Source organism: Streptomyces sp. URMC 127 (assembly GCF_051386535.1).
Taxonomy (GTDB): domain Bacteria; phylum Actinomycetota; class Actinomycetes; order Streptomycetales; family Streptomycetaceae; genus Streptomyces.
Genome location: NZ_JBPQTW010000010.1, coordinates 67,481 through 75,128 on the forward strand (window position 1 = coordinate 67,481; position 7,648 = coordinate 75,128).

At 73.9% G+C, this 7,648-nt stretch carries 6 protein-coding genes; 4 read left to right on the plus strand and 2 right to left on the minus strand.

Going from position 1 to position 7,648, the window contains the following annotated elements:
* Positions 1–15: 15 nt before the first annotated feature.
* Positions 16–1,437, minus strand: coding sequence for an acyl-CoA synthetase (locus tag ACSNOH_RS04740; protein WP_436719901.1), 1,422 nt, complete (start codon positions 1,435–1,437; stop codon positions 16–18).
* A 109-nt stretch (positions 1,438–1,546) separates the two neighbouring features.
* On the opposite strand from ACSNOH_RS04740, the gene ACSNOH_RS04745 reads away from it, so the two are divergent.
* Complete coding sequence (locus ACSNOH_RS04745) at positions 1,547–1,978, plus strand: hypothetical protein (RefSeq protein ID WP_436719902.1); 432 nt, start codon at positions 1,547–1,549, stop codon at positions 1,976–1,978.
* 268 nt (positions 1,979–2,246) lie between these two features.
* Here the strand turns inward: ACSNOH_RS04745 and ACSNOH_RS04750 are convergent, their stop codons facing one another.
* Positions 2,247–3,653 carry a cystathionine beta-synthase gene (locus tag ACSNOH_RS04750; RefSeq protein WP_436719903.1) on the minus strand — a complete coding sequence of 469 codons (1,407 nt, stop codon included), beginning with the start codon at positions 3,651–3,653 and terminating at the stop codon, positions 2,247–2,249.
* A gap of 232 nt (positions 3,654–3,885) precedes the next feature.
* Here ACSNOH_RS04750 and ACSNOH_RS04755 point away from each other — a divergent pair, with 232 nt between their 5' ends.
* The 3 genes from ACSNOH_RS04755 to ACSNOH_RS04765 all read left to right on the plus strand — a co-directional run bounded on the left by ACSNOH_RS04755 (position 3,886) and on the right by ACSNOH_RS04765 (position 7,499).
* Positions 3,886–4,923, plus strand: a complete 1,038-nt coding sequence (locus ACSNOH_RS04755; RefSeq protein ID WP_436719904.1) for an SGNH/GDSL hydrolase family protein — start codon at positions 3,886–3,888, stop codon at positions 4,921–4,923.
* Between the two features lie 183 nt (positions 4,924–5,106).
* Positions 5,107–6,327, plus strand: coding sequence for an acetyl-CoA C-acetyltransferase (locus ACSNOH_RS04760; protein WP_436719905.1), 1,221 nt, complete (start codon positions 5,107–5,109; stop codon positions 6,325–6,327).
* A 284-nt stretch (positions 6,328–6,611) separates the two neighbouring features.
* Positions 6,612–7,499 (plus strand): hypothetical protein, encoded by an 888-nt coding sequence (locus tag ACSNOH_RS04765; protein WP_436719911.1) that lies wholly within the window; start codon positions 6,612–6,614, stop codon positions 7,497–7,499.
* Positions 7,500–7,648: the final 149 nt, after the last annotated feature.

Sequence of the window (7,648 nt, forward strand, 5' to 3'; positions counted from 1 at the left end):
CCGGAGCCCCTTGCGTCACATCGGAGGCAGGAGTTTCTTCTGCGGTTTGCCCATGGCGTTGCGCGGCAGGGCGTCCAGGAAGCGGATCCGGCGCGGCCGCTTGTGCACGGAGAGGTGCCCCGCCACGAAGTCGACCAGCTGCTTCTCCGTCGCGCCGTCGGCCACCACGTAGGCGACGATCTCCTGGCCGAGGTCGTCGTGCGGGACGCCGACGACGGCGGCCTCGCGCACGGCCGGGTGGTCCAGGAGGGCGTTCTCCACCTCGCCCGCCCCCACCCGGTAGCCGCCGGACTTGATCAGGTCGGTGGAGGCGCGGCCCACGATGCGGTGCGTGCCGTCCTCGTCGATCGCCGCGATGTCGCCCGTACGGAACCAGCCGTCGGCCGTGTGCGCGGCCGCCGTGGCCTCCGGGCGGCCCAGGTAGCCGCTGAAGAGCGTCGGCCCGCAGACCTCCAGCTCGCCGATGCCGCCCTCCGCCGCCACGAGGCGCGTGCGGACGCCCCGCAGCGGGGTGCCCACGGCGCCCGGCCGGCGCTCGCCGCCGGCCCGCGCGGAGACGGTGATCAGCGTCTCGGTCATGCCGTAGCGCTCGACGGGCCGCTGCCCGGTGAGCGCCTCCAGGTCACGGAAGACGGGCGCGGGCAGGGCGGCGCTGCCCGACACCAGCAGCCGGGCCCCGGCCAGCTCGCGGGCCGCCGAGGGCTCGCGCACCACCCGGGACCAGACCGTCGGCACCCCGAAGTACAGGCTGCCGCCCGCCGCCGCGTACGCCTGCGGCACGGGCCGCCCGGTGTGCACGAGCCGGCAGCCGGTGCGCAGCGCCCCCAGGACGCCCAGGACGAGGCCGTGGACGTGGAACAGCGGCAGCCCGTGCACCAGGGTGTCCTCGGCGGTCCACTCCCACGCCTCGGCGAGCCCGTCGAGGCCCGCGGCGACCGCGCCGCGCGGGATCAGCGCGCCCTTGGGGGCGCCGGTCGTGCCGGACGTGTAGAGGATCAGGGCGGTGCTGTCCGCGGCGGGCTCCGCGCCGGACCAGTCGCCCCGCTCGCCCATGTCCACGAGCAGCGTGTTCACGGGCAGCTTGTCCGCGGGCAGCGTGTCCGCGGACAGCCCGCCGGCGCCGCCGAGCACCAGGGCGGCCCCGGAGTCGCGCAGGATGTGGCCGCGCTCGGCGGGCCCCGCGTCCGGCGGCAGGGGCACCACCGGCACCCCGGCGAGGAGCCCGCCGGTGACGGCCGCGACGGTCTCCAGGGAGGCGTCGGCGTGGACGGCGACGGCCGGGGCGCCCGCGATGCGGTGCGCCACCGCGGCGGCGGCGCCCAGCAGTTGCTCGCGGGAGCAGGCCCGCCCGGCGACGCTCAGGGCGTCCGGCCGGTCCTCGCCCGCTCCGGGGACGAGGTGCGTCAGCAGGGCTTCGGTGGCTCCGGGTCCGGGCACGGACTGCTCCTTCCAGCGGCGCCCCGGCACTGCGGCGGGGCTGTCCCTACGGCGGATACGGGGGCTGGCCCCAGCGACGCGGGGCCCTGCCGACCGTATCGTCCTGAGCATGATGGCCCGCGACCACGAGCTGAAGAAGGATCTCGCCGCGACCCTGGAGACCCGGAAGGAACTGGGCCCGGAGTACGAGGCCGAACTGGTCGACGCCTTCCTGGAGAAGGTCGATCAGAAACTGGACGCCGCGATCGACCGGCGGATGCGCCGGCAGGCGGCGGAGACGCAGATGGCCGTCGCCCGCGGGGGGCGGCCGCACACCGGCGGACACCCGGACACGGGGAGCTTCGGCGAGCGCTTCGGCTTCGCCCTGGTGTCGCTCGTGCTGGCCGTCCCGCTGTCCGCGATCGCCGTGGTGAACGCCCACCTGCCCGGCCTGCTCGTCAGCTGGGCGGGGATCGTGGGCGTCAACGCCCTGAACGTGGCGGGGGTGTTCCCCTGGCAGCAGCACCGGCGCACCAAGCGGGACGACGGCTCATGGGAGTGAACGCGAGGACACGGGCCGGGTCAGGGCCGGTGAGCCGCGTCCGGACGGCCGCGGAGTCCGGGAGCCGCTCCGGAAGTCCTGCCGCCGCTCGGGTGCCGGCCGGGGGCGGGCCCCTGCCGGCACCTCCACTATGCAGGACCGTTGTTAAGCCGGTGCTGCGGGCGCGTGACGCATACGTACCTTTGACGGGCCGTCCGTCCGCGCGCCGTTCACACGGCGGCCGGACGGCGCGGCCCCGGGGAGTGCTACGGCATGGACCCGAGGAGTGCTACTTGGCGCCGTTGTTGGCCTTGCCGGAGCTCTCCGCGAGGAAGGCCAGCAGGTCCTGACGGCTCACCACACCGGTGGGCTTGCCCTCGACGAGCACGATCGCCGCGTCCGCCTCGCCCAGGACGGCCATCAGGTCCGCGACGGGCTCGCCGGAGCCGACCTGCGGCAGCGGCGCGGACATGTGCTTCTCCAGCGGGTCGGAGAGGGAGGCGCGCTGGGCGAACAGGGCGTCCAGCAGCTCGCGCTCCACGACCGAGCCGATGACCTCGGCGGCCATCACATCGGGGTGCCCCGCGCCCGGCTTGACGATGGGCATCTGCGAGACGCCGTACTCGCGGAGCACCTCGATGGCCTCGCCGACCGTCTCCTCCGGGTGCATGTGCACCAGGGAGGGCAGGCCGCCGTCCTTGCGGCGCAGCACGTCGCCCACGCGGGCGGCGTCGCCGGCCTCCTCCAGGAAGCCGTAGTCGGCCATCCACTCGTCGTTGAAGATCTTGCTCAGGTAGCCGCGGCCGCTGTCGGGCAGCAGGACGACCACGACGTCGTCCGGGCCGAGGTTCTCGGCGGCGCGCAGGGCGCTGACGACCGCCATGCCGCAGGAGCCGCCGACCAGCAGGCCCTCCTCCTTGGCGAGGCGGCGCGTCATCTGGAAGGCGTCCTTGTCGGAGACCGCGATGATCTCGTCCGTGACGGTGCCGTCGTAGGCGCTGGGCCAGAAGTCCTCGCCGACGCCCTCGATCAGGTACGGACGGCCGGAACCGCCGCTGTAGACCGAGCCCTCCGGGTCGGAGCCGATGACCTTGACGCGGCCGTCGCTGACCTCCTTCAGGTAGCGCCCGGTGCCGCTGATCGTGCCGCCGGTGCCCACGCCCGCCACGAAGTGGGTGATCTTCCCCTCCGTCTGCTCCCAGATCTCCGGGCCGGTGGAGTAGTAGTGCGACAGGGGGTTGTTGGGGTTGCTGTACTGGTCGGGCTTCCAGGCGTTGGGCGTCTCGCGCACGAGCCGGTCGGAGACGTTGTAGTACGAGTCCGGGTGCTCCGGGTCGACCGCGGTCGGGCAGACCACGACCTCCGCCCCGTACGCCCGCAGCACGTTGATCTTGTCAGTGGAGACCTTGTCCGGGCAGACGAAGATGCACTTGTAACCCTTCTGCTGGGCCACGATCGCAAGGCCGACACCGGTGTTGCCGGAGGTCGGCTCCACGATGGTGCCGCCCGGCTTGAGCTCGCCGGACTTCTCAGCAGCCTCGATCATGCGCAGGGCGATCCGGTCCTTCACGGAACCGCCCGGGTTGAAGTACTCGACCTTGGCAAGAACGGTGGCCTTGATGCCTTCGGTCACGCTGTTGAGCTTCACGAGCGGGGTGTTGCCAACGAGCTCAATCATCGAATCGTGATACTGCACGGTGATCTCCGCGGTCGGGGGCACTAGCGGTCTCGCGTACCCATACGGCCAGCCTAGAACGCATCCGGCCGCTCCAACGGCGCGTTGCAGAAGCGGGCTCCCGGGGCAACCTGGTCATAGCGCGCTCTCCCAAGGGTGCGGTGTTTTTATGAAGTGTTTGTAAAACCGTGCACACGGCCCCGGCGGCCGTGCTGTGAAGCCGGTGACCGGTGCCGCGGAGGAGGTCCCGCCCATGTCACCCATCACGACGTCGCGGGCGCGGGTCGCCCGGCGGATCGCCGCGGCCGCGGCCTACGGGGGCGGCGGGATCGGCCTGCTCGGCGCCACGGCGGCGGGCGTCCTGCTCACCGAGGTGCGGCTGGCCCGGCGCGTGGTCGGCGGCGCGGGCGGCACCCCGCCGCACGCGGACGGCCGCTACGGCTCGGCGTTCGTGCACCGGCTCGGGCGGGAGCCGCTGCTGCTCGGCCTGCTCGGCGACTCCACCGCCGCCGGCCAGGGCGTGCACCGCCCCCGCCAGACGCCGGGGGCGCTGCTCGCCTCCGGCCTCGCGGCGGTCGCCGAGCGGCCCGTGGAGCTGCGCAACGTCGCCCTGTCCGGCGCGCGCTCGCACGACCTCGACCGGCAGGTGACGCTGCTGCTCGACGAGACGGAGCGGGTGCCCGACGTCTGCGTGATCATGATCGGCGCGAACGACGTCACGCACGGGATGCCGGCGGCGCGCTCCGTACGGCTGCTGTCGGACGCGGTGCGGCGGCTGCGGGAGGCGGGCAGCGAGGTCGTGGTGGGCACGTGCCCCGACCTCGGCACGATCGAGCCGGTCTACCAGCCCCTGCGGTGGGTCGCCCGGCGGCTGAGCCGGCAGCTCGCCGCGGCGCAGACGATAGCGGTGATCGAGGCGGGCGGGCGCACGGTGTCGCTGGGCGACCTGCTCGGCCCGGAGTTCGCGGCGAACCCCCGGGAGCTGTTCGGACCCGACAACTTCCACCCCTCCGCGGAGGGGTACGCCACCGCCGCGATGGCCGTCCTGCCGACGCTGTGCGCGGCGCTGGGCCTCTGGCCCGAGGACGAGGAGCGGCCGGACGCGGCCCGGCGCGAGGGGATCCTGCCGGTGGCCCGGGCGGCGGCGGAGGCCGCGGCCGAGGCCGGCACGGAGGTCACGGCGGCCCGGGGCCGCTGGGCCCTCCTCAAACACCGCAAGCGGCGCCGCCTCCCCGCGCACACGGAGCCGACCCCGCACCACGTGTGGTCGCGGGCGGCGCGGGGGTCCTAGGCGGGGCGCCTCGCGGCGGGCGCGGGGATACGAAGGGGCTGCGCCCCCTTGGCCTGGGCGCGGGGTCCGCCGGGAACAACGCCCGCGCCCGTGAGCGCTCTCACAGTGAGCAAGCGGTGACCCAAAGCCCTACGGGCGGGTAACTTCCACCCAGTCCTGCTTTTCTCACGTCATGGAGCCGTGATGCCCGAAGCCGTGATCGTCTCAACCGCCCGTTCCCCCATCGGTCGCGCCTTCAAGGGCTCGCTGAAGGAGATGCGCGCCGACGACCTGACCGCGACGATCATCAAGGCCGCGCTCGACAAGGTCCCCGGGCTCGACCCGCGCGACATCGACGACCTGATGCTCGGCTGCGGCCTGCCCGGCGGCGAGCAGGGCCACAACCTCGGCCGGATCGTGGCCGTGCAGATGGGCATGGACCACCTCCCCGGCTGCACGATCACCCGCTACTGCTCCTCCTCCCTGCAGACGTCCCGGATGGCGATGCACGCCATCAAGGCGGGCGAGGGCGACGTCTTCATCTCCGCCGGCGTGGAGACGGTCTCCCGCACCGTCAACGGCTCCTCGGACGGCATGCCCGGCAGCCACAACCCGTTCTTCGCCGAGGCCGAGGCCCGCACCGCCGCCCGCGCCGAGCAGGGCAGCGACGAGTGGCACGACCCGCGCGAGGACGGCCTGGTCCCGGACGCGTACATCGCGATGGGCCAGACCGCCGAGAACCTGGCCCGGCTGAAGGGCGTCTCGCGCGAGGAGATGGACGAGTTCGGCGTCCGCTCGCAGAACCTCGCCGAGGCGGCCATCAAGGCCGGCTTCTGGGAGCGCGAGATCACCCCCGTCACCACCCCCGACGGCACGGTCGTCAGCAAGGACGACGGCCCGCGCGCGGGCGTCACCATGGAGGGCGTGGCGGGCCTGAAGCCCTCGTTCCGCGCGGACGGCCGGGTCACCCCGGGCAACTGCTGCCCGCTCAACGACGGCGCCGCCGCCCTGGTCATCATGTCGGACACGAAGGCGCGCGAGCTGGGCCTGACCCCGCTGGCCCGGATCGTGTCGACCGGCGTCTCCGCCCTCTCCCCCGAGATCATGGGCTTCGGCCCGGTCGAGGCGAGCAAGCAGGCGCTGAAGCGCGCCGGCATGAGCATCGGCGACATCGACCTGGTCGAGATCAACGAGGCGTTCGCGGCCCAGGTCATCCCGGCCTACCAGGCCCTCGGCATCGACATCGACCGCCTGAACGTCAACGGCGGCGCCATCGCCGTCGGCCACCCCTTCGGCATGACGGGCGCCCGCATCACCGGCACGCTCATCAACTCGCTGCAGTGGCACGACAAGCAGTTCGGCCTGGAGACGATGTGCGTGGGCGGCGGCCAGGGCATGGCGATGATCATCGAGCGGCTGAGCTGAGCGCGGAGCCGGGCCGAGTGAGCCGGGCCGCGGCGGACGCCTGAGCTGACGCCGAACGGCCTCACGAGCCCCTGCCCCAACCGTGACCGAATCGCCCCCAGGATGTGACCAACGTCCCGGGGGCGATTCGTTTCCGCAGGTCAGAGATGTTGAAGGGACAACGTCCGGGACGTAGGTCCCGCCCGCTTCATGACGTTTTGCACTGGGGTCACCGGAAAGACGGCCTCAAGCTGAGGTAGGAATCTGGGGGATCCATAGCAACCGGGAGTACGTCAGTGAGCGCCATGTCCCTTGCCCTGCTGCTGGCCGCGGCCACCGCGACGGCCGCGGGCGCCGCCGCCCTGCACGCCACTCGCGGCCTGCGCCGTCAGATCACCGCCCTGAGCGCCGAGCTCGCGGCCGCCACGGCCGCGGCTGCCGAGCGCACCGCGCAGGCCGCCGTGCCGGCGGCGCGCACCGCCCCCGCCGCCGAGCTCTCGGAGATACGGGCGGCCGTCGCGGACGCCCTCGCCGAGGAGCGCGAGCGCGAGCTCGCCGAGGCCCGTGCGTTCTGGGCCGCCCAGGAGGCCCGCGACCTCGGCGGAGCCGGCGACTCCCCCTCGCTGCTGGGCGGCCTGCCCGGCCTCGGCGACGACTTCGCCGAGGGACCCTACGGCGGCCTCTACCTGCCCCGCCAGGCCGACCTCGTGGGCCTGGAGCCGACGGCCGAACTGGCGGAGCTCACCGAGCTCGGCGAGCTCACCGGCCTCGCGGAGCTGGCCGAGTACTCCGAGGCCGCCGCGGCCGAGGCCGAGGCCGCGGACTCCCCCGAGCTGGCCGCCGCGCGCCGCCGCCACCCCTCGCACCCCGACTTCTCCCCCGCGACCCGCACCGGCGACCACGAGTCCACCGTGGAGCGCCTCACCGAGCTCGCGCAGGCCCGCGTCCCGCTGGCCGAGGTGCGGCCCGGCCCGCTCGGCACGCTCGACGTCTACGTCTTCGCCGACGGCACCACCGTCTGCATGACCCCCGGCCACCGCGAGACCGCCGAGCGCCTCGCGGACGCCCTGCGGGCCGGCGAGGAACCGGTCCTGCTGGGCGGCTCCGGCGTCTCCGGCGCGTACGCGCTGACCTTCGGCTGCGGTCCGGAGAAGATCTACGTGCTGGCCGACCGGGTGATCGCGTCCCTGTAAGGGGCTGACGGGCGGCTCATGCCGGTCCGGCACCGCCGGGCCGCGCCGTGGCAGCTGAGCGCCGTCGCGGCGGAAACGAAGGGGCGCGCCCCTTCACCGGCGCCTACTCAGGTCAAGGACGCCGCGCGTCCTTGAACCCGCCGCCGCGG

Bases quoted from the DNA above. Each gene is read 5' to 3' on its own strand.
- ACSNOH_RS04765 (WP_436719911.1), top strand. From the start codon at position 6,612: ATGTCCCTTGCCCTGCTGCTGGCCGCGGCCACCGCGACGGCCGCGGGC.
- ACSNOH_RS04745 (WP_436719902.1), top strand. From the start codon at position 1,547: ATGATGGCCCGCGACCACGAGCTGAAGAAGGATCTCGCCGCGACCCTG.
- ACSNOH_RS04760 (WP_436719905.1), top strand. From the start codon at position 5,107: ATGCCCGAAGCCGTGATCGTCTCAACCGCCCGTTCCCCCATCGGTCGC.
- ACSNOH_RS04755 (WP_436719904.1), top strand. From the start codon at position 3,886: ATGTCACCCATCACGACGTCGCGGGCGCGGGTCGCCCGGCGGATCGCC.